General features: G+C 70.9%; 22 protein-coding genes. 14 read left to right on the top strand and 8 right to left on the bottom strand.

Annotation, left to right across the window (positions count from 1 at the left end):
* Window position 1: 1 nt before the first annotated feature.
* Window positions 2-661, bottom strand: coding sequence for a class I SAM-dependent methyltransferase (locus B0I31_RS17065; protein WP_245949990.1), 660 nt, complete (start codon window positions 659-661; stop codon window positions 2-4).
* A complete protein-coding gene (locus tag B0I31_RS17060; protein WP_106616357.1) occupies window positions 658-1857 on the bottom strand; it encodes a cysteine desulfurase-like protein in 1200 nt (399 codons plus the stop codon). The genes B0I31_RS17065 and B0I31_RS17060 overlap by 4 nt, the downstream gene beginning before the upstream one ends.
* Before the next feature lie 113 nt (window positions 1858-1970).
* Here B0I31_RS17060 and B0I31_RS17055 point away from each other — a divergent pair, with 113 nt between their 5' ends.
* The 6 genes from B0I31_RS17055 to B0I31_RS17030 all read left to right on the top strand — a co-directional run bounded on the left by B0I31_RS17055 (window position 1971) and on the right by B0I31_RS17030 (window position 6502).
* Window positions 1971-2522, top strand: a complete 552-nt coding sequence (locus B0I31_RS17055) for a bacterial proteasome activator family protein (protein ID WP_106616356.1) — start codon at window positions 1971-1973, stop codon at window positions 2520-2522.
* A 92-nt stretch (window positions 2523-2614) separates the two neighbouring features.
* Entirely contained in the window at window positions 2615-3478 is an 864-nt protein-coding gene (locus tag B0I31_RS17050; protein ID WP_106616355.1) for a class I SAM-dependent methyltransferase, read from the top strand.
* Window positions 3479-3537: 59 nt separating this feature from the next.
* Window positions 3538-4464, top strand: coding sequence for a galactan export ABC transporter permease subunit Wzm/RfbD (wzm, locus tag B0I31_RS17045; protein WP_245949988.1), 927 nt, complete (start codon window positions 3538-3540; stop codon window positions 4462-4464).
* 19 nt (window positions 4465-4483) lie between these two features.
* Window positions 4484-5299: a galactan export ABC transporter ATP-binding subunit Wzt/RfbE gene (gene wzt / locus B0I31_RS17040; protein WP_106616353.1), complete on the top strand. Its 816-nt coding sequence runs from the start codon at window positions 4484-4486 to the stop codon at window positions 5297-5299.
* 9 nt (window positions 5300-5308) lie between these two features.
* The gene (glfT1, locus tag B0I31_RS17035; protein ID WP_181320206.1) at window positions 5309-6205 is read left to right on the top strand and encodes a galactofuranosyltransferase GlfT1; all 897 of its coding nucleotides are present in this window, start codon (window positions 5309-5311) and stop codon (window positions 6203-6205) included.
* A gap of 84 nt (window positions 6206-6289) precedes the next feature.
* Entirely contained in the window at window positions 6290-6502 is a 213-nt protein-coding gene (locus tag B0I31_RS17030; protein WP_106616351.1) for a hypothetical protein, read from the top strand.
* Window positions 6503-6625: 123 nt separating this feature from the next.
* On the opposite strand, the gene B0I31_RS17025 is transcribed toward B0I31_RS17030, so the two are convergent.
* The 3 genes from B0I31_RS17025 to glf all read right to left on the bottom strand — a co-directional run bounded on the left by B0I31_RS17025 (window position 6626) and on the right by glf (window position 11635).
* Entirely contained in the window at window positions 6626-8482 is a 1857-nt protein-coding gene (locus tag B0I31_RS17025; protein ID WP_245949986.1) for a glycosyltransferase, read from the bottom strand.
* A gap of 86 nt (window positions 8483-8568) precedes the next feature.
* Window positions 8569-10440 (bottom strand): glycosyltransferase, encoded by a 1872-nt coding sequence (locus B0I31_RS17020; protein ID WP_106616350.1) that lies wholly within the window; start codon window positions 10438-10440, stop codon window positions 8569-8571.
* Window positions 10441-10447: 7 nt separating this feature from the next.
* Window positions 10448-11635, bottom strand: a complete 1188-nt coding sequence (gene glf / locus B0I31_RS17015; protein WP_106616349.1) for a UDP-galactopyranose mutase — start codon at window positions 11633-11635, stop codon at window positions 10448-10450.
* Between the two features lie 269 nt (window positions 11636-11904).
* On the opposite strand from glf, the gene B0I31_RS17010 reads away from it, so the two are divergent.
* Entirely contained in the window at window positions 11905-13956 is a 2052-nt protein-coding gene (locus tag B0I31_RS17010) for a DUF6541 family protein (protein ID WP_106616348.1), read from the top strand.
* A gap of 70 nt (window positions 13957-14026) precedes the next feature.
* Entirely contained in the window at window positions 14027-15322 is a 1296-nt protein-coding gene (locus B0I31_RS17005; RefSeq protein ID WP_146173870.1) for a lipopolysaccharide biosynthesis protein, read from the top strand.
* Window positions 15323-15368: 46 nt separating this feature from the next.
* Here the strand turns inward: B0I31_RS17005 and B0I31_RS17000 are convergent, their stop codons facing one another.
* Genes B0I31_RS17000 through B0I31_RS16990 form a run of 3 tightly spaced genes read right to left on the bottom strand, consistent with a single transcriptional unit; the run spans window position 15369 to window position 17307 of the window.
* Entirely contained in the window at window positions 15369-16256 is an 888-nt protein-coding gene (locus tag B0I31_RS17000) for a glycosyltransferase family 2 protein (RefSeq protein WP_106616346.1), read from the bottom strand.
* Window positions 16253-16618, bottom strand: a complete 366-nt coding sequence (locus tag B0I31_RS16995) for a DUF2304 domain-containing protein (protein WP_073897482.1) — start codon at window positions 16616-16618, stop codon at window positions 16253-16255. The genes B0I31_RS17000 and B0I31_RS16995 overlap by 4 nt, the downstream gene beginning before the upstream one ends.
* Before the next feature lie 2 nt (window positions 16619-16620).
* The gene (locus tag B0I31_RS16990; RefSeq protein WP_245949984.1) at window positions 16621-17307 is read right to left on the bottom strand and encodes a glycosyltransferase family 2 protein; all 687 of its coding nucleotides are present in this window, start codon (window positions 17305-17307) and stop codon (window positions 16621-16623) included.
* Between the two features lie 166 nt (window positions 17308-17473).
* On the opposite strand from B0I31_RS16990, the gene B0I31_RS16985 reads away from it, so the two are divergent.
* From B0I31_RS16985 to B0I31_RS16960, 6 genes are read left to right on the top strand one after another with little or no spacing between them, the layout of a single operon-like run.
* The gene (locus tag B0I31_RS16985; RefSeq protein WP_106616344.1) at window positions 17474-18499 is read left to right on the top strand and encodes a Gfo/Idh/MocA family protein; all 1026 of its coding nucleotides are present in this window, start codon (window positions 17474-17476) and stop codon (window positions 18497-18499) included.
* Window positions 18499-19461, top strand: coding sequence for an SDR family NAD(P)-dependent oxidoreductase (locus B0I31_RS16980; protein ID WP_106616343.1), 963 nt, complete (start codon window positions 18499-18501; stop codon window positions 19459-19461). Before B0I31_RS16985 ends, B0I31_RS16980 begins: the two co-directional genes overlap by 1 nt.
* The gene (locus B0I31_RS16975; RefSeq protein WP_106616342.1) at window positions 19458-20591 is read left to right on the top strand and encodes a DegT/DnrJ/EryC1/StrS family aminotransferase; all 1134 of its coding nucleotides are present in this window, start codon (window positions 19458-19460) and stop codon (window positions 20589-20591) included. The genes B0I31_RS16980 and B0I31_RS16975 overlap by 4 nt, the downstream gene beginning before the upstream one ends.
* A complete protein-coding gene (locus B0I31_RS16970; protein ID WP_106616341.1) occupies window positions 20588-21295 on the top strand; it encodes an acetyltransferase in 708 nt (235 codons plus the stop codon). The genes B0I31_RS16975 and B0I31_RS16970 overlap by 4 nt, the downstream gene beginning before the upstream one ends.
* Before the next feature lie 4 nt (window positions 21296-21299).
* Window positions 21300-22415 carry a DegT/DnrJ/EryC1/StrS family aminotransferase gene (locus tag B0I31_RS16965; RefSeq protein ID WP_106616340.1) on the top strand — a complete coding sequence of 372 codons (1116 nt, stop codon included), beginning with the start codon at window positions 21300-21302 and terminating at the stop codon, window positions 22413-22415.
* A 5-nt stretch (window positions 22416-22420) separates the two neighbouring features.
* A complete protein-coding gene (locus tag B0I31_RS16960; protein WP_245949982.1) occupies window positions 22421-22975 on the top strand; it encodes an acyltransferase in 555 nt (184 codons plus the stop codon).

Genomic DNA, 22975 nt, shown 5'->3' with positions numbered 1-22975 from the left:
GTCACTCCAACGCGGTCGCGGTGGCGAGGAAGGTGCGCGGCGTCGTGCGGAAACGCAGTGCGAACTCCTCCGCCCACCGCACCAGCACGGTCTGCTCGCCGGGGCGTTCGGCGTCGTCCACCAGGACCGCCGCCCCCGGCGCGAGCACCCCGCGCAACACCGGCAGCGCCGGGTACCGCGCATCACCCAGCAACGGCCCGTCCACCAGCAGGAGGTCCACCAGCCCGTACCGCTCCACGTACGCCGACACCTCGTCGTGCACGAGCTGCGGGTGGTACCACTGCGCGTTGCCCAACGCCGCCGGATGAGGTGTCAACGGCGCGTGGACGACCCGCGCCACGTGCCCCAGCCCCTCCCGCCGCAACTGGCTGGCCACGAACGCCGCCGTGCGCTCGTCGTGCTCGACCGACAGCAGGTGCCCGAACCCGCGCCGCGCCAACAGCCGCGCCAGCACCACCGACGAGGCACCGCACCCGCACTCGACGAGCACGGTCCGCGAGCCGAGCAGCACCTCGTCCACCACGGCCGCCAGCGCGGCAGGGCGCAGCTCGTGCGCCGTGTTGGGCAGGTACTCCGTCATCAGGGGCGCGAGGCGGTGCAGTGCGGCGAGATCGGCGAGCTCCCGTGACAGCAGGTCGTCCACCCAGCCCCCCGGTCTCACGCCAGCTCGGCGACCGCCCGCACGAGCTCGTCCACTTCCACCGCGTTGGTGTAGTGCGCCAGGCCGACGCGGATCGCCCCGCCGACCTCACCGACGCCCAGCACCGAGAAAACGCCGTGCTGCCCCGAGTCCGCGAACGCGCACACGCCGCGCTCGGACAGGTGCTCGACGCCGTCGGTCGCCTTCACGCCGGCCACCGTGAACGCCAGCGCCGGCACCCGGCGCATGGCGTCGCCGATCACCATGACGTGACGGAGCGATCGCAGTTCGTTGATGAGATTAGCCAGAAGTCCGGCTTGGTAGGCCTTCACCGAACCCAGCGACGTGAGCACGCGCTCGCGGCGCGGACCGACCGCGGCGTCGTCCAGACCGGCCAGGTACTCGACCGATGCGACCAGGCCGGCCAGCAGCGGGTAGGCGTGCGGGCCCAGTTCCAGGCGTTCGGGACCCCGCGCGCCCGGCTCCACGGCCACCGAGGGCAGCAGGTCGAGCATGGACGGGTCGCGGAACACCAGCGCGCCCACCGGCGGACCGCCCCAGTTGTTCGCCGAGACCGCCACCACGTCGGCGTCCATCGCGGTGATGTCGAGCGGCACGAACGGCGCGGCGGAGGAGGCGTCGACCACGACCAGCGCGTCCGTGCGGCGGGCGGCCTCGGCGATCTTGCGCAGGTCCGGACGGGTGCCCACCGAGCCCGACGCGGCCGTGACCGCGACCAGCTTGCACTTGGGCGTGACCAGGTCGTCGTACTGCCAGGCGGGCAGCTCGCAGGTCTCGATGTCGACCTCGGCCCACCGCACCACGCTGCCGGTGCGCTGCGCGGCCCGCTGCCACGGCGCGATGTTGCCGGGGTGGTCCAGCCGCGACACCACGACCTCGTCGCCGAGGAACCAGCCCTCCGACAGCGCGTCGGCCAGCCGTTGCAGCAGCACCGCGGAGCTCGGGCCGAGCACCACACCGGCCGGGTCGGCGCCGAGCAGGTCGGCCACCGCGCGCCTGGCCGCGTCGACGATGGCCTCGGCGCGTTGTGAAGCGGGGAAGATGCCACCCGGCCCGGAGACGGGTGCGCGCAGCGCGGTGGAGACGGCCGTGGCCACCTGTTCGGGTACTTGCATGCCCGCAGGAGCGTCCAGGTGAACCCAGCCGTCGCCGAGCGCGGGGAACAGCCCACGGACCCGGGCGACGTCGAACGCCATGCCGCACACCGTACGGAGGACGCCGGGACGAGCGACAGCAGGGGCCGCGGGTTTGCCACCCGATCTGTGACCCGGTTCGGCGTTCGCCACCCGATCGGGCCAGGATGGGAGGCATGAGCGAGGCACCCCGAGGTGATCAGGTGGAGAACGAGCGGCACGTGGTCGTGGTCGGCCCGGACGGCAGCCCCGTGGGCGCCGCACGGATGCCGGCCGGCGACGACGCGGGCGGCCAGGACGTGACCGACCTGGTCGAGCAGCCGGCGAAGGTCATGCGCATCGGCACGATGATCAAGCAGCTGCTGGAGGAGGTGCGCGCGGCACCCCTGGACGAGGCCAGCCGCAACCGGCTCAAGGAGATCCACAAGCGCTCCATCGACGAGCTGGAGGACGGCCTGGCGCCGGAACTGCGCGACGAGCTGGAGCGGCTTTCCCTGCCGTTCACCGAGGAGGGCACCCCTTCCGACGCGGAGCTGCGGATCGCCCAGGCGCAGCTCGTAGGCTGGTTGGAGGGTCTGTTCCACGGCATCCAGACGGCCCTGTTCGCCCAGCAGATGGCAGCACGCGTCCAGTTGGAGCAGATGCGCGGCCGTGCGCTGCCCGCCGGCACCGGCCACGCCGACGGCGAGAGCGGTCCGCAGATCCGGGGGACCGGGCAGTACTTGTAACTTTCCGGTGCGGCGGTGAGGTCGCGGGCTGGACAACGGGCACCGCGCTGCCCGACCGTGTTCACCGCCACACCCGCGAGAGGAGCCGTCAGGTGCTCGACAAAGTCCGGCACAACCCGCTCGTCGAGGAAGTCCGCAAGCGCGTGCGCGGCAAGATCTTCCGAGTCATCGACGACGTGGTGCGCCCCTACCACCACGAGCAGGCCGAGCGGATCGCCCGGCTCCAGCACGAGGTGGAGGAGCTGCGCAGACAAGCCGACCGGGCGGCCGACCGCGCCGTCGACGCGACCGTCCAGCACGAGATCCGCGCCCGGCGCGACCTGGTGTTCGCGGGCGAGCGGGAAGCGGCCCTGGAGAGCGCCCGGTTCGTGCGCAGGCACCTGCCGACCGCGCCGCACTTCGGCCACCCGCACGCCACGCTGGAGCACGCGCTCGGGCTGGTCGAGGCCGAGGGCATGGCGCTGGAGTTCGGCGTCTACACCGGCGGCACGCTCAAGCTGATCGCCACCGCGTTCGAGGGCCGCGACGTGTACGGCTTCGACTCGTTCGAGGGCCTGCCGGAGGACTGGCGCAACGGCTTCCCGGCTGGCCTGTTCGGCATGGACGGCCTGCCGGACGTGGACGGCGCGGAGCTCGTCGTCGGCTGGTTCGACGACACCCTGCCCGGCTTCCTGGACGAGCACCCCGGCCCGGTGTCGTTCCTGCACGTCGACTGCGACCTCTACTCGTCCACCAAGACGGTGCTCGACCTCGTCGGCCCCCGGCTGGTGCCGGGCAGCGTGATCGTCTTCGACGAGTACTTCAACTACCCCGGGTGGCAGGACCACGAGCACAAGGCGTGGACCGAGTACGTCGAACGCACCGGAATCGAGTTCGACTACTGCGGGTACACGTACGATCACGAACAGGTGATCATGAAGGTGACCGGGGTGCCGGAGGCCCCTCAGCAGGGGTGACCGCACCGTGACAGCCCGGCGACAGGGTCATGACCCCGTCGCCGGTAGTCTCATCCCTCGTGCAACCCACGAGTACGGTCGAGCGACCTCCCGCTCCCCTGGCACCCAACTCGCGCACCTTCGCGCGCGCGTTCGGCGACGTGCGCGACGGCTGGCGCCAGCGGGAGCTGTGGGGCCACCTCGGCTGGCAGGACATCAAGCAGCGGTACCGCCGGTCGGTCATCGGTCCCTTGTGGATCACCATCTCCATGGGCACCACGGCGCTCGCGCTCGGCCTGCTCTACTCCCAGTTGTTCAACCAGGAGCTGGGCACGTTCCTGCCGTACGTCACGGCCGGCTTCATCATCTGGAACTTCATCCTCGGCGTGGTCACCGAGGGCACCGAGGTCTTCATCGCCAACGAAGGCCTGATCAAGCACCTGCCCGCGCCCATCACGGTGCACGTGCTGCGCATGGTGTGGCGCCAGGTGCTGTTCCTCGTGCACAACATGGCGGTCTACGTCGTCGTCATCGCGATCTTCTTCCCGGCGCTGGTCGGGGAGTACCGGATGTACGAGGGTGACCCGATCATGCAGCCCGGCCTCTCGTGGGCCGTGCTGATGGTGATCCCGGCGTTCGTCCTGATCGTGGTGAACGCGGTGTGGGTGGCGCTGCTGTTCGGCATCATCAGCACCCGGTTCCGCGACATCCCGCCGGTGATCAGCAGCTTCATCAACCTGGTCTTCTTCATGACGCCGATCGTGTGGCACGTGGGCGTGCTCAACAAGGTCACCGGCGGCGAGGGCGACGGCGGCGGTGACTGGCGCATGCTGATCGCCGAGCTGAACCCGATCTACCACTACGTGGAGATCTTCCGGGCACCCCTGCTCGGGCACGTGCAGGACTGGCACCACTGGGTCGTCGTCGGCGGGTTCACCGTCGTCGGGTGGGCACTGGCGCTGATCGCGATGCGGAACTACCGTGCCCGCGTCTCCTACTGGGTCTGAGTGAGGCCGCAAACACATCATGGTCAGCATCGACGTCTGGAACGCCTCGGTCGACTTCCCGATCTTCGACGCCAAGTCGAGGTCGCTGAAGAAGCTCGCGCTGGGCAAGGTCGGCGGCAAGATCGGCTCCGAGGGCCGGGTCCCGATCATCGAAGCCCTGCACGACATCAACATCTCGCTGCGGCACGGTGACCGCGTCGGCCTCGTCGGCCACAACGGCGCCGGCAAGTCGACCCTGCTGAGACTGCTCGCGGGCATCTACGAGCCCACGCGGGGCAGCTCGCGCGTCGTCGGCAAGGTCGCGCCCGTGTTCGACCTCGGTGTCGGCATGGACCCGGAGATCTCGGGGTACGAGAACATCATGATCCGCGGTCTGTTCCTCGGCATGAGCCGCAAGGAGATGGAGAAGCGGGTCGACGACATCACCGAGTTCACCGAACTCGGCGACTACCTCCAGATGCCGCTGCGCACCTACTCGACGGGTATGCGGGTGCGGCTGGCGCTGGGGATCGTGACGTCGATCGACCCGGAGATCCTGATCCTGGACGAGGGCATCGGCGCGGTCGACGCGGCCTTCATGGCCAAGGCCCGGGACCGGATGAACGACCTGGTGAAGCGATCGGGCATCCTGGTGTTCGCGAACCACTCCGACGACTTCCTCGCCGAGTTCTGCACCACGGCGATCTGGATGGACGAGGGCAAGGTCAAGATGCAGGGCTCGCTGCGCGAGGTGCTCACCTCCTACAAGGGGCGTGACCCGTTCCAGAACATGTCCCCCGAGACGCTGGAGCGGATCGGTCAACCGCGGGTGCTGAGCGGGAACGGTGGCGAGTAGGTGAACGTGGTGGGCGCACTGCCGAAGGGGTCCGTCGTCGGGGTCGTGGTGACCAGGCACCGGCGCGACCTGCTGGCCGACTCGTTGAAGGTGCTGGCGTCGCAGACGCGCCCGCTGGACCACCTGGTGGTCGTGGACAACGGACCGGACCAGCCGGTGGACGACCTCGTGGCGCAGTGCCCGATCCCGACCACGTACCTCGCCTCGCACCGCAACCTCGGCGGTGCCGGCGGGTTCGCGCTGGGGATGCTGCACGCGCTGTCACTGGGCGCTGACTGGCTGTGGCTGGCCGACGACGACGGACGGCCCGCGGACGAGTCCGTGCTGGCCGTGCTGCTGGAGGAGGCCGAGCGGCGCAAGCTGGCCGCGATCTCGCCGGTGGTGGCGAACATCGAGCGGCCGGAGAAGCTGGCGTTCCCGCTGCGGCGCGGGCTGACCTGGAAGCGCAACGCGGCCGAGCTGGGCACGGACTTCCTGCCCGGTATCGCGTCGCTGTTCAACGGCGCGCTGTTCCGGGCGTCCGCGGTGGACGTCATCGGCGTGCCGGACTACCGGCTGTTCTTCCGCGGCGACGAGGTGGAGATCCACCGGCGGCTGGTGCGCACCGGCCTGCCGTTCGGCACGTCGCTGAAAGTCGCCTACCTGCACCCGGACGGCTCGGACGAGTTCAAGCCGATGCTCGGCGGCCGGTTCCACGCGCAGGACCCGGAGAACGCGGTCAAGCGCTACTACACCTACCGCAACCGCGGCTACCTGCTGTCGCAGCCGGGCATGCGCAAGCTGGGGCTGCTGGAGGCGTTCCGGTTCGGGCTGTACTTCATCGGCGTGCGGCGCGACCCGAAGGCGTTCGTGGAGTGGCTGAAGCTCGTGCGCCTGGGCCGGCGGGAGCGCTTCTTCCGCAAGTGAGCCCGACCTGGTTCAGCTTGGCGCGGAATCGCTGACGGCGAACCCGTCTTGCCTGGTCAGGCCCGCCCTGGTGGGCTGTTCGACATGACTTCTGAAGCGCGTAAGACGACCCTGGTCCTGCACCTCGCCGCGAACCCGAACCCGATTTCCATCCGGATCTCCCCGGAAACCGCCGACGACCTCGGCCCACGCCTGATCCAGGTCGTGCGCAACGGCCACACCCAGTCCATCCAGACCGCCGACGGCCAGGAGTTCGTGGTGAACTTCAGCCACGTCGTCGCCGCGCACTTCGCCTAGCCGCGCGGCCGGTCGGTCGTCCGGAGACCGGGAACAACATCACGTGCTGAGGAGATGGCACAGGAGGCGCTGGCTCGCGTCGGCCGCCCTCACCGACCGTGGTGGGTCGACGCATTCGACCGGTCAGTGGTTTTCGAACGCCTTGCGCCACTGCTCGGCCGACGTGAGGTCGGGCAGGGCGTCGCGGTACTGCTTGCGCAGCCTCGGCCACTCCTTGCCCAGCCTGCGGTAGTTGCGGACGGCCCTGGCCATCAGGGTGCGGAACTGCTCGGGGTCGCGCTTGTAGAACGCGACGCCGGTGCCGTCCGCCGTGGAGACGGTGGCGCTGTCCAGGTTGCCCAGCAGGAACCAGCGGGCGTTCAGCGCGGGCACGTTGAGCTGCGGTCGGTCACCCGCGGCCGGCTGTGGTGGGCGCAGGTTGTGCAGCACGGACTTCGCCGCGCGCACCGCGATCGTCGCCTTGCCCTTCGACGGCCGCAGCAGCGCCTCCGCCCGCACCTGGTCGAACGTGGGCGGCGGGAACTCGCGGGCCGATTCCAGGCGCCGGGCGTCGCTGTACTCCTCGCGCATCGCCCGCACCATCGGCAACGCCGTGCGCAGCGAGTCGAACAGGCCCGCCGGCCCGTCCAGGAAGTCCTCGATCGCCTTCTGCTGCAACGCCACCGTCGAGTACTCCATGGACAGCAGGTGCCGCAGCGACAGCTTCAGCCCGTGCTTCACGATCCCGTTGCGCACGTCGTACGGGCTGTGCAACGCGGCCAGCACCAGCCGGTTGCGGGTGTGGAAGTAGGCCTGCCAGTCGGTCGAGTCGTTCTTGTCCGTCCACGGCATGTGCCACACCGCCGAGCCCGGCAGCGACACGGTCGGGAACCCGTGCTCCAGCGCCCGCAGCGAGTACTCGGCGTCGTCCCACTTGATGAACAACGGCAGCGGGTAGCCGGTCCGCCGCACGACCTCGCGCGGGAACAGGCACATCCACCAGCCGTTGTAGGTGGCGTCCACGCGGGGGTGCAGCTCGGGCGTCTCGCGCAGCGACGACTCGGCGAAGTCGTGGTCGGTGACCGCGCCGGGCGCCGCCCGCCAGAAGCACGTGCCCAGGTCCACGATCTCGGCGGTGCTGTGGATCCTGGTCCTGGCCTGCAGGTTCAGCATGTGGCTGCCGACGATGACCGGCGACGCCGCCGCCCGCGCGAACGCGTTGGACCGCAGCACGGCCTCCGGCTCCAGCCGGATGTCGTCGTCCATCAGCATGATCTGGTCGGCGTCGGTGTGCTCGACCGCTTCGAGCATGCCCCGGGTGAACCCGCCGGCGCCGCCGAGGTTGTCCTGCTCGATGACCTCGAGCCGGCCGCCCAGCCCGGCCTCCGCCTCCACGAAACCCGGCACCGAGCGCACCTTCACCGCGCCCTGGTCGGCCACGAACACGTTGCTCACCACGTCGAGCACGGCCGGGTCGCTGCCCAGCGCCCGCAGCGCCGCCACCGCGTCGTGCGGGCGCATGGTGGTGATGGTGACCGCGACCTTCTTCGCGGGCAGCGGCGACCGCACGGCCCACTCGGCCTCCTGGATCCGCAGCGGCGCCTCGTGCGTGAACACGTCGAACCAGATCAGCCCGCCGTCCTCGAACGGCCGCAGCGACACCGGGAACTCCAGCTCGGTCCAGTCCGCCGCGTCCCGGACGAACTCGCCCTCCAGGTGCACGACGTCGCCGCTGGGCTTGGAGCGGTACACGTCGACCCGGCCGGAGCCGCGCACGCGCAGCCGCAGCACCACCTCGTCGACGACCGTCCACCGCTTCCAGTAGCTGGCCGGGAACGCGTTGAAGTACGTCGCGAACGACACCTTGGCGTGCTCGGGCACGGTCAGCCCGCGCCGCGAGTCGACCTGGCAGTGCACGTTCTCCGGCTCGTCCAGGTACATCGGCCGGACGTCGAGCGGGTCGTCGTCCCTCGGCAGGATGATCCGGTGCACTGCGTCCACTGAAGGTCCCTCGGTGAGAAGCGCGTGTGGAAGACGTGGGGAAAGAGAAGCGGGGCGACCGCTCACCGGCCGCCCCGCCCCTTCGATCACAGGTCGTACAACCGCCGCCAGTTCTCGCGGCTGGTCAGCTCGTCCATCGCGTCGCGGTACGCGCGCTGCATCTCGGGAGCGCGCTGGTACAGCTCCTTGAGCAGCTTGGTGCCCTGCTTGCCGAGCCGGATGGCCAGCTCGCGGTCGCGCCGCCGGACCCGCACGCCCTCCTGGGACGCGTCGGTGACCACGGCGGTGTTGAACAGCGACACGTGCCACCACGCCGAGTCGCCCGCGGCCACCGCGCCGACGTCGTGCACGCTGCGGCCGAGCAGCTGGTTGACCACGCGCTTGGCCAGCACCGGCGCGAACAGCCGCGGCGCGGGCGGCGCGCTGATCAGCGGCAGGTCGCCGGACGAGATGCCGGGCACCTCCGAGGCCGGGTGCTTGACCGTCTCGGGGTACTCGGCGCGCAGCTTGCGGATGTCCGCCGCCGCCTGGACGCCGCCGTCACGCAGCACCTCGGGGCCCTTGAGGAAGTCCTCGATGGCCTTGAGCTGCGTCGCCGCCAGGCCGTACTGCATGCCGACGAGGTAGGTGGCGAGCTGGGCCGCCATGGACCGGCAGATCCGCTTCGGGTCGAACTGGCTGTGCAGCGCCGAGGTGACCAGGGCGTTGCGCAGGTTGAAGTACCGGTGCCAGTCGTCCCAGTCCTTCCAGTGGAAGTCGGCGTGCCACACGCCCGCGCCGGGCAGCGTGACCGTGGCGAACCCGTGCGCCCGCGCGCGGTAGCCGTACTCGATGTCGTCCCACTGGAAGAACAGCGGCAGCGGGTAGCCGACCGCCTTGACGATCTCCGAGGGGATCAGGCACGACCACCAGCCGTTGTAGCCCGCGTCGACCCGGCGGTCCTGCACGTTGCGCTTGCCGGTCTCCTCGTCGTACCCGGTGAGGTCGGCGTCGTGCAGGGCGCCCTCCACGACCTGGCCCGGGGCCAGCGTGTCGAGGTTGGCGTACTCCGCGCCCACGTGCAGGTGGTTCGGGTGCAGCAGGTACAGCATCTGGCCGCCGACGATGACCGGCTGCGCGGTGCGGTTGGCGAACGCGGTCGTGCGGACCACGATCTCCGGCTCGCACAGCACGTCGTCGTCCATGAAGAGCACGTTGGCGTGCTCGGCGTGGTCGACCTCCATGACCTCGTACAGGCCGCGGGTGAAGCCGCCGGCGCCGCCGAGGTTGGGCTGGCGGATGTAGCGCAGCTTCTCGCCCAGCGCGGCGGCGACCTCGGCGAACCGGGGCCTCGACTCGACCGGGTCGCTGCCCTGGTCCACCACGTACACCGCGTCGACCAGGCTCAGCGGCTCCGGGTCCGACGCGAGGGCCGCCATCGTGTTGAGGCAGTCCTCGACCCGGTTGAACGTGCAGATGACGATCGCGGTCGGCCGCACCTTCTTCGGCGGCGCGACGGTCCACCGGGGGTCCTCGACCACCAGCTGGTGCTCGCCGGTGACGACGTCGAACCACAGCGCGCCGCCGTCGGTGAACTTGTCGATCTTGGCGCTCATCGTGACGACCCGCGCGTCCGCCCCCGAGACCTGCTCGGCGACGATCGTGCGGGTCTCGCCCTCGGCGTCGGAGGCGACGATCGAGACCGTGCCCGATCCGGTCAGGGTCAGGCTCAGCTCCACCTCACCGCTGACGCACCACCGCTGCCAGTAGGTGGCCGGGAACCGGCCGAAGTAGGTGTTCATCGACACCGTGGCGTGCGGGTGCACGACCAGGCGGTGCCGCTCGCGGTCGGCGATGCCCTGGGAGATCTCGGCGTAGAGGTCTTCGGAGACGATCTGCGACGGCCCGGCGAACAGGCCGCGCTGCGCCAGCAGTTTCTCCGGAGCCTCGTGCTCGACGAGGGTGGAGTTGCCCGACATAACCGAATCAGTCCTCCAGCGAACCGTCCAGCGCCCGACCGGAGGCCAGGTGCGGGGCGATCTTGTTGTCGAACACGCTCAGCGCGGAACCGATCGCCATGTGCATGTCCAGGTACTTGTAGGTGCCCAGTCGGCCACCGAAGACGACGTTACGCTCGGCGGCTTCGGCTCGCGCGAGTTCGCGGTAGCGCTCCAGCTTGGCGCGGTCCTCGGCGGTGTTGATCGGGTAGTACGGCTCGTCGTCCTTCTCGGCCGCCCGGGAGAACTCCCGCACGATGACCGTCTTGTCGGACGGGTACTCGCGTTCGGGGTGGAAGTGCCGGAACTCGTGGATGCGGGTGTAGGGCACCTCGGCGTCGTTGTAGTTCATCACCGGCGTGCCCTGGAAGTCTCCGACCGGCAGGACTTCCTGCTCGAAGTCCAGCGTGCGCCAGCCCAGCCAGCCCTCGCTGTAGTCGAAGTAGCGGTCCAGCGGTCCGGTGTAGACGACGGGCGTGCCCGCCGGGATCTCGTCGCGGACGTCGAAGAAGTCGGTGTTCAGCCGCACCTCGATGTTCGGGTGGTCGGCCATCCGCTCCAGCCACGCGGTGTACCCGTCGACGGGCAGGCCCTCGTAGGTGTCGTTGAAGTAGCGGTTGTCGAAGGTGTAGCGCACCGGCAGGCGGCTGATGACCGCCGCGGGCAGCTCCTTCGGGTCGGTCTGCCACTGCTTGGCGGTGTAGTCGCGCACGAACGCCTCGTACAGCGGGCGGCCGATGAGCGAGATCGCCTTCTCCTCCAGGTTCTTCGCGTCCTTGGAGTCGATCTCGGCGGCGTGCTCGGCGACCCAGGCGCGGGCCTCCTCGGGGCTGAGGTAGCGGCCGACGAACTGGGAGATGAGGCCGAGGCCCATCGGGAACTGGTAGGCCTGCCCGGCGTGCATCGCGAACACCCGGTGCTGGTACCCGGTGAACTCGGTGAACTGGTTGACGTAGTCCCACACCCGCTTGTTGGAGGTGTGGAACAGGTGCGCGCCGTAGCGGTGCACCTCGATGCCCGTCTCGGGCTCTGGCTCGGAGTAGGCGTTGCCGCCGATGTGCGCGCGGCGCTCCACCACGAGCACGCGCTTGTCGAGCTGGGAGGCTGTGCGTTCGGCGACCGTCAGGCCGAAGAACCCGGAACCGACGACGATCAGGTCAAATCCAGCGAAGCTCACGGGGCCCGAGGATAGTCGCGCCGGGCGATCGGGCCGGCGGGTACCCACCCGGAGGCCGCCGGCGCGCACGTCACCGGCCCGGGAGACCGCCCGAGCGCACGTCGACCGGCCTGGGGGACGCCCGCCGGGCCACGTCGGTACACTCCGCCACGAGGCCTTACCACAATGTCACAGCACCGTGCACCCGGCACGTTCACGCTGTCCGGTGTCGTCGTCACGCCACCGGTGGAGTGCCTCACGCATCTCTACGACGGTGGGGTAGCAGGGACATGAGCTGGTTCGAGGTTGTTCCGGTCGCGCTCGTCACCGCCGCGTGGCTGGTCGGTCCCGGTGCGGCGCTCTCCTACGCGATCGGCCTGCGCGGGCTGTCGGCCTGGGGCATGGCGCCGACGCTGAGCATGCTCATCGTGCCCGTCACCGCCGTGCTCGCGGACGTGCTCGGCCTGCGCTGGTCGCCGCTCGTCGTGCTGGCCGCCACCGCCGTCGTCGTCACGCTGGCCGTGATCGCGTCGCTGCTGCTGCGGCGGATCGCGCCACCCCGTCGAACGGACCCGCGCCGGGTGCTGGCCGCCGCCGCCCTCGGCCTGGTGCCCGCGATCGCGATCGGGTGGTACGTGCTGGTCGAGGGCATGGGGCAGCCGGACCAGCTGTCCCAGACCTACGACGCGATCTTCCACTACAGCGCGCTCGCGCACATCCTCGACTCCGGCAACGCCTCCTCGATGGAGATGGGCACGCTGGGCAACGTCGCCACCCCGACCACGTTCTACCCGGCGGGCTGGCACGGGCTGACCTCGCTGGTCGTGCTGAGCACGGGCACGCCGATCGCGGTGGCCGCGAACCTCGTCGCGGGCGCCATCGCGATGCTCGTGTGGCCGCTGAGCTGCATGTTGCTGGTGCGCCAGCTCGTCGGCCGGTCGACCGCCGCCATGGCGGTGACCGGCGTGGTGAGCGTGGCGTTCACCGCGTTCCCGTGGGGCCTGCTCGGGTTCGGCGTGCTGTGGTCGAACCTGCTGGGCCTGGGCCTGGCGCCCGCCGGTGTCGCCATGGTGCTCGCCGCCACGTCGCTGGCCAGGGAGGACGTCATCGGCAGGCGCCGCGCCATGGCGCTGGCCCCGCTGGTGGTCGTGGCCTGCGCCTTCGCCCACCCCAACACGGTGTTCAGCCTGATCGTGGTGGCGCTGTTCCCGATCGCCACCAGCGTCCTGCGGTGGGCGGTCCGGCTGCACCGCGCCGGGCGCACCGGCCGCGCGGTGGCCGGTGTGGTGGCCGCGGTGGCCGCGTTCCTGGGCGCGTGGGCGTACGTGGCGGTCGCGCCGATGTTCGCCGAGGTGCGCAGCCACTACTGGCCTCCGTTCGAGACGCCCGCCCGCGCGGTCGGCGAGGCCCTGCTCGCCGCGCCGAACGGCAAGCCGGCGCTGTGGGCGCTGTCCCTGGTCGCGGTCATCGGCGCCGTGGTCGCGTGGCGGTTGAAGACCAGCCGCTGGCTGGTGGCGGCGTTCGCCGGCACGGTGTTCCTCTACGTGGTGGCGGCCGCGATCAACCGGCCGGGCACCCACTTCATCACCGGCTACTGGTACAACGACTCCTACCGGCTCGCCGCGATGCTGCCGCTGACCACCGTGCCGCTCGCCGTGCTCGGCATCACGCGGCTGGCCGACCGGCTGGGCGCGCTGCTGGCCAAGGTGCCCGCGCCGGCGGCGACCGTGCCGCCCGGGATCGTGGTGGCGGGCGCCGACCAGGGCGCGGACCCGGTGCGCCCGCCCCTGTGGCGCACCCCGACCGTGCTGAGCCTGGTGGTGCTGCTCGCGCTGGCGCCGCTGACCAAGGTCTTCTACGTCGGGGCCAACGTGGGCACGGTCGCCGGGTCGTACGCGATCGAGCCCGTGCCGCAGAACACCACGCTGGTCGACCGGACGGAGAAGGAGTTCCTGCCCGAGCTCGAGACCAAGCTGCCCGAGGACGCCCTGGTGGCGAACAACCCGTGGGACGGCAGCACCCTGATGCTCGCCGAGGTGGGCCGCCGGGCGCTGTTCCCGCACGCCAACATCCCGTGGAGCGCCGACCAGACGTACCTGGCGGCCAACCTGGACGAGGCCGGCCGCGACCCCGAGGTGTGCCGGGCGGCCGAGCGGCTGGGCGTGCGGCACCTGCTGATGGCCAACCGGACGTTCTGGCCGCACGACGCGCGCAACAAGGACTACCCCGGGCTGCGGGTCTCGACCTCGGACCCCGGGTTCGAGCTGCTGGCCCAGAAGGGCACGGTCAAGCTGTACCGGCTGGCCGCGTGCGACGCCGGGAAAGCGGTGACGACCCGCTGAACGCCGCACCGCGGACCGCGGGTGGACCCGGTCGGCGGACGGCGTGCCCCGTGCCCCTACCGTGTGGCAGGTGTCGATCCCGATGACCCTTCGGCGGTTCTTCAGCCCGTCCGTGCAGATGGCCCTCGGCTTGGGCGTGTTCGGGCTCGCCGGGTACCTGTTCGTGGCGCTGACGGGTCACACGTTGAGCACCGACCAGGCCAACCTGGCGGTGACCCTGTACTTCGTGGTCAACGTGATCGGGCCGGGCATCTTCGCCGCGCTCGAACAGGTGACCAGCCGCGCCGTCGCCTCCGGGCAGCCCGTGCGGGCGGTGGTCCGCCGGGTGTCCGCGTCGGGCGGGAGCCTGGCGGCGGCGGTCGTCGCGGTGCTCCTGCTGCTCGCGCCGTTCGCGGTCGACCGCACGCTCGGCGGTGACTGGGTGCTGTTCGCCGAGGTGCTGGCGACACCGGCGCTGATCGCGGCGCTGAGCGTGGTGCGCGGCCTGCTCGCCGGCTTGCAGCGGTTCAACGGCTACGCGATGACGCTGACCGTCGAGGGCGGCGTGCGGCTCGCGCTGTGCGGGCTGCTGGTGGTCCTGCAGGCGTCCGAGGCGTGGCTGTTCGGCCTCGCCTACCTGGGCGGATCGCTGCTCGCCACGCTGGCCGGGCTGCTCTGGCTGCCGAAGGCGCGGTCCGCGTCGACGTCGCCGGTGCCCGCGGTGCCGCCGGTGGGCAAGGCGCTCCTGGCGCTGGCGGCGGCCACGCTGCTGTCCCAGCTGCTGCCCAACCTGGCGCCGCTGGCGGTCAACTCCCGGTTGCCGCTGGACAGCGTGGTGGCGCTGGCGTTCGGGCAGGCCGTGGTGGTCGCCCGCATCCCGCTGCTGCTGCTCTACCCGATCCAGACGATGCTGCTGCCGAGCCTGACCGCGGCGGTCGCCAAGGGCGACCACGGGTTCGTCGCCCGGCGGATCAAGCTCGCGCTCGCCGTGCTCTGCGGGCTCGGCATGGTGTACGCGGTGGTGTTCACGCTGGTCGGGCCGTGGCTGCTGCGCACGTTCATGGGCACGAAGGTCGACCCGGCCACCGTGGTCACCATGCTGCTCGCGATCAGCACGGTCATCCTCATCGGGGCGTTCGTGGCGCAGCCCGCGCTGGTCGCGCTGGGTCGCGACAAGACGATCACGCTCGGTTGGGCGGTGGGGTCGGCGGCCACGCTGGCGATGGTCATCCTGCCGGGTGACCCGCCGTTCGTCGCGGCGTTGGCGCAGACCGTGGGCCCGCTGCTGACCCTGCTGGTGATGCTGCTGGGGCTGCGGGCCGCGCTCCGCCAGGCGTCCGCGGTCGGTGTCACCGAGCAGACGGACCAGCGGGGCGTCACCAGCTGACGGCCCCGGGTGGGCCTCGGCCGGGCGCGGTGGCCCGGCCGAACGGTCACACCCGCTTGAACGCCCGACCGGCCAGCGACTTGGCGAGCTTCAGGTCACGCGCCACCGCGGCGTCGATCGCCGACTTGGTGATGTGGCCGCGGCAGAGCAGGTGCAGCCGCGCGGCGCGCGCGGCCTTGTGCCAGCCGACCTGGCTGAGCTGCTCGGCCGCCGCGGCGTAGTACCGCTGCTCCTCCTCGAACCGCCGCACGCTGTGCGCGCCGATCGAGGAGTGGCTGGACGCGTGCCTGCGGTAGCGGAACACCGGCGTCGGGTCCAGGGCCAGCGTGCCGCCGCCGATGAGCATGTCGATCGACCACGCCAGGTCGGCGATCGAGCCGAACTCGCCGAGCCGCTTGATCCTGGGCACGGCGTCGTTGCGGAACGCCATGGCCGGCACGTACAGCCAGTTGCCGTTCATCAGGCTCTGCGCGGCGGTGGGGCCGTCCAGCTCCAGCTCTTTCCACGCCGACCGGGCGGCCACCCGCTTGATCTTGTCGGCGAGGCTGTCGGTCGGCCGGCTGTCGCCGTCGACCACGATCACGCCGGGGTGCACCATGACGGCGTTCGGGTACCGCTTGAACGCCTCCAGGACGACCTCGACGTACCTGGGCTCCAACGCGTCGTCGGCGCCCATGACGACGAGGTACTCCTCCTTGCCCAGCGTCATGCACCGGCTCACGTTGGCGGTGGCGCCGAGGTTGCGCTCGTTGCGCACGTACTCGATGCGCGGGTCACCCAACCCGCGCACGTACTCCTCCGCCGTCGTGTCCGGGTACCGGTCGTCCACGACGGTCAGCCGCCACTGGTCGCTGGTCTGCTTGCGGACGCTGTCGACCAGCTCGATCAGGAACCGCGCGTCCAGGTAGTAGGGAACGACGAAGTGCACGCTCATGACCGCTCCGCACCAGGCCCTTGACCAGCGGAAACCGGCGGCTCGGCCTGGCGCAGCGCGATCGCCCGCGCCAGCCGCGCGTACCGCAGCTCCAGCTCCTTGAACCTCAGGTAGGCGTTCAGGGTGGTGAAGGTGAACACCACGACCAGCGCGTACAGCAGCAGGTCGGTGCCGCGGCCGACGCCGAGCCAGCCGGCCACCACGGTCACGTCGCCCGGGCGGAGCACGGCGTAGATGCCGAACACCACGAACAGCATGAACGCGAGCTTCACGCTCGCCGCCGACTTCGTCGTCCCGCGCTTGCGCAGGAACAGCAGCAGGACGGCGATCGTGAACAGGACCAGGATGTACTGGATCAGCATGATCAGTGCGCCTTGCTCTTGAGCATGGTGTCGAACAGGATGTTCACACCGTTGATGAGCGACTGGCCCTTGGCCATCGAGTACTCGGTGTACAGGATCGTCACCGGCTCCTCGGCCACCCGCCACTTGCGGTGGTCGATCATCTCGACGATCTCCGACGCGTGGCCCATGCCGTTCAGCGTGATGTTCATCTGCTCGGCGACCGTGCGGTTGAACACCCGCAGGCCGTTGTGCGCGTCGGTCAGGCCGAGCTTGCGCGTGCGGCGGCTGAGCATCACGACCGTCTTGAGCACCACCCGCTTGATCCACGGGATGTGCGCGGTGTCACCGTGGAAGCGGGTGCCGACGATGATGTCCAGCGGCTCGGACCGCAGTCGCTCCAACATGGACAGCACGTCCTCGACGCGGTGCTGGCCATCGGCGTCGAAGGTGACGAAGTACTCGGCGCCCGGCTGCCTGCGGGCGTACTCGATGCCGGTCTGGATCGCCGCGCCCTGACCGAGGTTGACCGGGTGCTGGACGAGGTGGGCGCCACCGGCCCGGATGCCGTCCGCGGAGTTGTCCCGGCTGCCGTCGTCCACGCACACGATGTTGGGGAACGTCTGCCGCGCGTGCCGGACGACGTCCTCGATGACCTGTCCCTCGTTGTAGACCGGGACGACGAGCCACACTTCCGACCAGTCGGTCACAAGAGGTCTCCAGATACCACGCAAGTTGGACGAAGGTGGCTCGAAGAGTACTGCAACCCAGGACATCTACACTGCCTCGGGTACGCCCAGCCGCCGCACGACGAGCGTGCGGAGTCGACGCCGCTCGCGGCCGCGCTGGTGCTTCCCAGACTCGGAGAGGATTTCGATGGTTGGTGTGGCCGTCATCGGTGCCGGTTACTGGGGGCCGAACCTGGTGCGCAACGTCCAGGCGACCCCCGAACTACGGCTGACGACGTTGTGCGACCTCGACGTCGAGCGCGCGCGCAACGTCCTGGGCCGGTACAGCACCGTCCGGGTGACGTCATCCCTCGAAGAGGTGCTGGCCGACCCCGAGGTCGAGGCGGTGGCGGTGGCCACCCCGGCGGCCACCCACCTGCGGGTCGCGCTCGCCGCGCTGGAGGCGGGCAAGCACGTGCTGGTCGAGAAGCCGCTGGCCTCGTCCTACGCGGACGGGTTGAAGCTGGTCACGGCCGCCGAGGAGCGCGGCCTGACGCTGATGCTCGACCACACGTTCTGCTACACGCCGGTGGTGCGCAGGCTGCGCGAACTGGTCCGCGGTGGTGAACTGGGCGACATCCAGTACATCGACTCGGTGCGCATCAACCTGGGCCTGGTCCAGCCGGACATCGACGTGCTGTGGGACCTCGCGCCCCACGACCTGTCGATCCTCGACTCGATCCTGCCCGACGACGTGCACCCGGTGGCGGTCGCGGCGCACGGCTCGGACCCGGCGGGCGTCGGCCGCGCCTGCGTGGCGTACATGTCGGTGCAGCTGTCCAACGGCTCCATCGCGCACGCGCACGTGAACTGGCTGTCCCCCACCAAGATCCGCACGATGATCGTCGGCGGCTCGGCCCGCACGGCCGTGTGGAACGACCTCGACCCGACGCAGCCGCTGGCCGTCTACGACCGCGGCATCGAGCGGCCCGACGACGAGAGCGTGCGCGTCTCCTACCGCATCGGCGACATGGTCGCGCCCGCCCTGCCGGGTGGTGAGGCGCTGCGCGGAGTAATGGCGGAGTTCGCCGCGTCGATCCTGGAGAAGCGGGCGCCGCTGACCGACGGGCGCTCGGGCCTGCGGGTGCTGGCCCAGTTGGAGGCCGCGTCGGCCAGTCTTGCCGCCGGTGGCACGTTCGTGCCGCTGACGGACGTGAACGGAGGAGTTCTCTGATGGACCTGACCGACCAGCGGGCCGTGGTGACCGGCGGCGCGGGCACGATCGGCTCGCACGTGGTCGACCAGCTGTTGGCCGCGGGAGCGCGCGAGGTCGTCGTGATCGACGACCTGAGCCGCGGCCGGGTGGAGAACCTGGCCGACGCGCTGGCCCAGGCACCGGACAAGGTCAAGCTCGTCGAGGGCGACATCCGCGACATCCCGCTGGTCAAGCGGACGATCGCGGGCGCCGACGTGGTGTTCCACCTGGCCGCGCTGCGCATCACGCGCTGCGCCGCCGAGCCGCGGGTCGCGCTGGAGGTGCTGGTCGACGGCACCTTCAACATCGTCGAGGCGTCCGTCGAGGCCGAGGTGAAGAAGGTCGTCGCCTCGTCCACGGCGTCGGTCTACGGCCTCGCCGAGGAGTTCCCCACCACGGAGCGTCACCACCCGTACAACAACGACACGTTCTACGGTGCGGCCAAGGCGTTCAACGAGGGCATGCTGCGCAGCTTCAAGGCGATGAGCGACCTCGACTACGTGGCCCTGCGCTACTTCAACGTGTACGGGCCGCGCATGGACGCGCACGGCAAGTACACCGAGGTGCTGATCCGGTGGATGGAGCGCATCGAGGCCGGTGAGCCGCCGCTGATCCTGGGCGACGGCCAGCAGACCATGGACTTCGTGGACGTGCGCGACATCGCCCGCGCCAACATCCTGGCCGCGCAGGCGGACGTCACCGACACCGTCTACAACATCGCGACCGCGACCGAGACCTCGCTGCTGGAGCTGGCCGAGGCCCTCCAGCGGGTGATGGGGTCCACGGTGCCGCTGGAGTTCGGCCCGGCCCGCTCGGTGAACTCGGTCACCCGCCGGCTCGCCGACATCACTGCCGCCGAGCGCGACCTGGGCTGGAAGCCGACCATCTCGCTGGACGAGGGCCTGGCGGACCTGGTCAAGTGGTGGAGGGAGCAGCGATGATCCCCGTGATCCGGCCGTTCCTCGGCGAGGAGGAGGCCCTGGCCGCGGCCGAGGTCGTCCGCTCCGGCTGGGTGGCGCAGGGGCCGCGGGTCGCCGCGTTCGAGCAGGCGTTCGCCGAGTCGGCGGGTGCCGCGCACGGCGTCGCGGTGTCGAACTGCACCACCGGCCTGCACCTGTCGCTGCACCTGCTCGGCGTCGGTCCCGGCGACGAGGTCGTGGTGCCGTCGTTCTCGTTCATCGCGACCGCGAACGCGGTGAAGTACGTGGGCGCGACCCCGGTGTTCGCCGACGTCGACCCGCTGACCGGCAACGTCACGGCGGAGACCGTGGACGCCGCCGTCACGCCCCGCACGGTCGCCGTGATCGCGGTGCACCAGGGTGGCGTGCCGTTCGACGTGGACTCGGTGCAGGCGCTGTGCGACCGGCGCGGCATCGCGCTGGTGCACGACTCGGCGTGCGCGGCGGGCTCCACCTACCGCGGCCGCCCGGTCAGCTCCGGCGCCGGCCTCGCCGCATGGTCGTTCCACCCGCGCAAGCTGCTCACCACCGGTGAGGGCGGCATGGTCACCACCGAGAACACCGAGTGGGCGACCCGGCTGCGCAAGCTGCGCGAGCACGGCATGAGCGTGTCCGCCGCGGACCGCCACGCGGCGGGCGGCGTGAAGCTGGAGGAGTACGAAGAGGTCGGCTTCAACTTCCGGATGACCGACATGCAGGCCGCGGTGGGCCTGATCCAGCTGCGCAAGCTGGCCGACGTGATCGCCAAGCGGCGCGAGCTGGCCGGGCGCTACCACAAGCTGCTCGGCGAGCTGGACGGCCTGCGCTGCGTCGGCGACCCGGAGTACGGCACGACCAACTACCAGTCGTTCTGGGTGGTGCTGCCGGACGACTTCACCGGTACCTCGGTGGACGTGCTGGCGGGCTTGGCAGAGCGGGGTGTGTCCGCCCGGCGGGGCATCATGGCCTCGCACCTGGAACCGGCCTACGCCGACCAGCGCGACGTCGACCTGCCCGTCACCGAGCACCTGACCAGGCGTTCGGTGATCCTGCCGCTGTTCCACCAGATGACCGAGGCCGAGCAGGACACCGTCGTCGGCGCGCTCGACGCCGTGCTCCGAGGGGCGAAGTGACCGCTGCTCCGCTGCTGCTCGTCGGCGCGGGCGGGCTGACCAGGGAGGCGTTGGCCGCGATCGCCGCGGTCAACGCCGTCGCACCGCGCTGGTCCGTGCTCGGCCTGCTCGACGACAACGAGGCGCGGCACGGCGAGGTGATCGACGGCGTGCCCGTGCTGGGGCCGTCCGCGGCCGTCGCCGACCACCCCGACGCCCACGTCCTGATCTGCACCGCCAGCACCCGCAACCAGGCCAGCCGCCGGCAGATCGCCGCGCGGCTCGACCTGCCCGCCGAGCGCTACGCCACCGTGGTGCACCCGTGGGCGAGCGTGGCGCCGGGCGTCGAGATCGGCGCCGGTTCGCTGCTGCTCGCGTTCGTCGCGGTGACCGCGCCGCAGGTGATCGGGTCGCACGTGGTGGTCATGCCGCACGTCACCATCACGCACGACGACGCGATCGCCGACCACGTCACGTTCGCCGCCCGGGTCGCCCTGGCCGGTGGCGTGAGCGTGGGCGAGGCGGCCTACCTGGGCAGCGGCGCGCTGGTCCGGGAAGGCCTCTCCATCGGCGCCGGCGCCCTCGTCGGCATGGGAGCGGTGGTGCTCTCCGACGTACCGCCCTTCGAGGTGTGGGCGGGCACCCCCGCCCGGCGCCTGCGCGCGCTCGACCAGACCACGCCCGGTCAACCCAGCACCGCTGGTGAAGCGATCTCACGAGGATGAGCAGATGACGATCCCGGCCCCGATCCCCCCTGTCGACCTGAAGTTCCAGCACGCCGAGGTGGCCGACGAGGTCGCCGAGGGCTGGGCGGCGGTGCTGGCCAGGACGGCGTTCGTCGGCGGTCCCGCCGTCGGCGAGTTCGAGCGGGCGTACGCCGAGTACAGCGACGTCGCGCACTGCGTCGGCGTGGCGAACGGCACCGACGCGCTGGAGCTGGCCCTGCGCGCCGTCGGCGTGGGTGTCGGCGACGAGTGCGTCGTGCCGGCGAACTCGTTCATCGCGACCGCCGAGGCGGTGGCCCGCACCGGTGCCACGCCGGTGTTCGTGGACTGCGACCCCGACACCTACCTGATCGACACGAAGGCGGCGCTGGCGGCGTTCACCGAGCGCACCAAGGCCGTGCTGCCGGTGCACCTCTACGGCCAGATGGCGCCGGTGGAGGAGCTGAAGGCGGCGTGCGACGAGCAGGGCGTGTTCCTCGTCGAGGACGCCGCCCAGTCGCAGGGCGCACGCCGTGACGGCGCGGTGTCCGGCTCGCTCGGCCACCTCGCGGGCACCAGCTTCTACCCGGGCAAGAACCTCGGCGCCTACGGCGACGCGGGCGCGGTGACCACGCAGGACGAGGAGCTGGCGAACCGGGTCCGGCTGCTGAGCCAGCACGGCTCGCAGCAGAAGTACGTGCACAGCACGCTGGGCTTCAACAGCAGGCTGGACACGCTGCAGGCCGTGGTGCTGCACGCCAAGCTGCGCCGGCTGGAGGCGTGGAACGCGCTGCGCGTCGCCGCCGCCGAGTACTACGGCGAGCTGCTGGCCGGTGTCGAGGGCGTGGTGCCGCCGAAGACGCTCGACGGCAACGACCACGTGTGGCACCTGTACGTGGTGCGGGTCGCCGAGCGGGACCGGGTGCTCAAGCACCTGCAGGACAACGGGGTCGGCGCCGCGATCCACTACCCGACGCCGATCCACCTGACCGCGCCGTTCGCCTCCGACGCGCACGGGGTGGGTTCGTTCCCCAACGCCGAGCGGGTCGCGGGCGAGATCCTGAGCCTGCCGATGTTCCCCGGCATCACCCGCGCGCAGCAGGAGCGGGTGGTCGAGGTGCTGGCCGGGGCCGTCCGTTGAGCGGGGTGTTCGTCCACCCGATGGGCCTGTGCGAGAGCGACACGGTCGGCGCGGGCACCCGCGTGTGGGCGTTCGCGCACGTGCTCAAGGGCGCCAAGGTCGGCAAGGACTGCAACATCTGCGACGGCGCGTTCGTGGAGAACGAGGCCGTGCTCGGCGACAACGTCACGGTCAAGAACAACGTGCTCGTCTACAACGGCGTGACCTGCGAGGACAACGTCTTCCTCGGGCCGAACGCGGTGTTCACCAACGACATGCGGCCGCGGGCGCACCAGAAGCTGGGCGGCGACCAGTTGCTGCCCACGTTGGTGCGCGAGGGCGCCACGCTGGGCGCGGGCGTGGTCGTGGTGTGCGGCACGACGATCGGGCGCAACGCGTTCGTCGGCGCGGGCGCGGTGGTCGCCCGGGACGTGCCGGCGCACGCGTTCGTGGTGGGCAACCCCGCCCGGCAGAAGGGCTGGGTGTGCCGGTGCGCCACCCGGCTGGACGACGACCTGCGCTGCCCCGCCTGCGGGACCGGACACGAGCGGGCCGACGACGGGCTCGTGGCCAAGCGGTAA

Origin of the sequence: Saccharothrix carnea, assembly GCF_003014735.1 — a bacterium.
GTDB classification, from domain to species: Bacteria; Actinomycetota; Actinomycetes; order Mycobacteriales; family Pseudonocardiaceae; genus Actinosynnema; species Actinosynnema carneum.
The sequence above is the reverse complement of the archived record's forward strand: the minus strand, read 5'-3'. Positions and strand labels throughout refer to the sequence as shown.

Excerpts from the sequence above, each read along its gene's own strand:
- B0I31_RS16980 (WP_106616343.1), top strand. The coding sequence starts at position 18,499 with ATGGACCTGACCGACCAGCGGGCCGTGGTGACCGGCGGCGCGGGCACG.
- B0I31_RS17020 (WP_106616350.1), bottom strand. The coding sequence starts at position 10,440 with ATGTCGGGCAACTCCACCCTCGTCGAGCACGAGGCTCCGGAGAAACTG.
- B0I31_RS17055 (WP_106616356.1), top strand. The coding sequence starts at position 1,971 with ATGAGCGAGGCACCCCGAGGTGATCAGGTGGAGAACGAGCGGCACGTG.
- wzt (WP_106616353.1), top strand. The coding sequence starts at position 4,484 with ATGGTCAGCATCGACGTCTGGAACGCCTCGGTCGACTTCCCGATCTTC.
- B0I31_RS16965 (WP_106616340.1), top strand. The coding sequence starts at position 21,300 with ATGACGATCCCGGCCCCGATCCCCCCTGTCGACCTGAAGTTCCAGCAC.
- B0I31_RS16975 (WP_106616342.1), top strand. The coding sequence starts at position 19,458 with ATGATCCCCGTGATCCGGCCGTTCCTCGGCGAGGAGGAGGCCCTGGCC.
- B0I31_RS17060 (WP_106616357.1), bottom strand. The coding sequence starts at position 1,857 with ATGGCGTTCGACGTCGCCCGGGTCCGTGGGCTGTTCCCCGCGCTCGGC.
- B0I31_RS17010 (WP_106616348.1), top strand. The coding sequence starts at position 11,905 with ATGAGCTGGTTCGAGGTTGTTCCGGTCGCGCTCGTCACCGCCGCGTGG.
- B0I31_RS17000 (WP_106616346.1), bottom strand. The coding sequence starts at position 16,256 with ATGAGCGTGCACTTCGTCGTTCCCTACTACCTGGACGCGCGGTTCCTG.
- B0I31_RS16985 (WP_106616344.1), top strand. The coding sequence starts at position 17,474 with ATGGTTGGTGTGGCCGTCATCGGTGCCGGTTACTGGGGGCCGAACCTG.
- B0I31_RS16995 (WP_073897482.1), bottom strand. The coding sequence starts at position 16,618 with ATGCTGATCCAGTACATCCTGGTCCTGTTCACGATCGCCGTCCTGCTG.
- B0I31_RS17030 (WP_106616351.1), top strand. The coding sequence starts at position 6,290 with ATGACTTCTGAAGCGCGTAAGACGACCCTGGTCCTGCACCTCGCCGCG.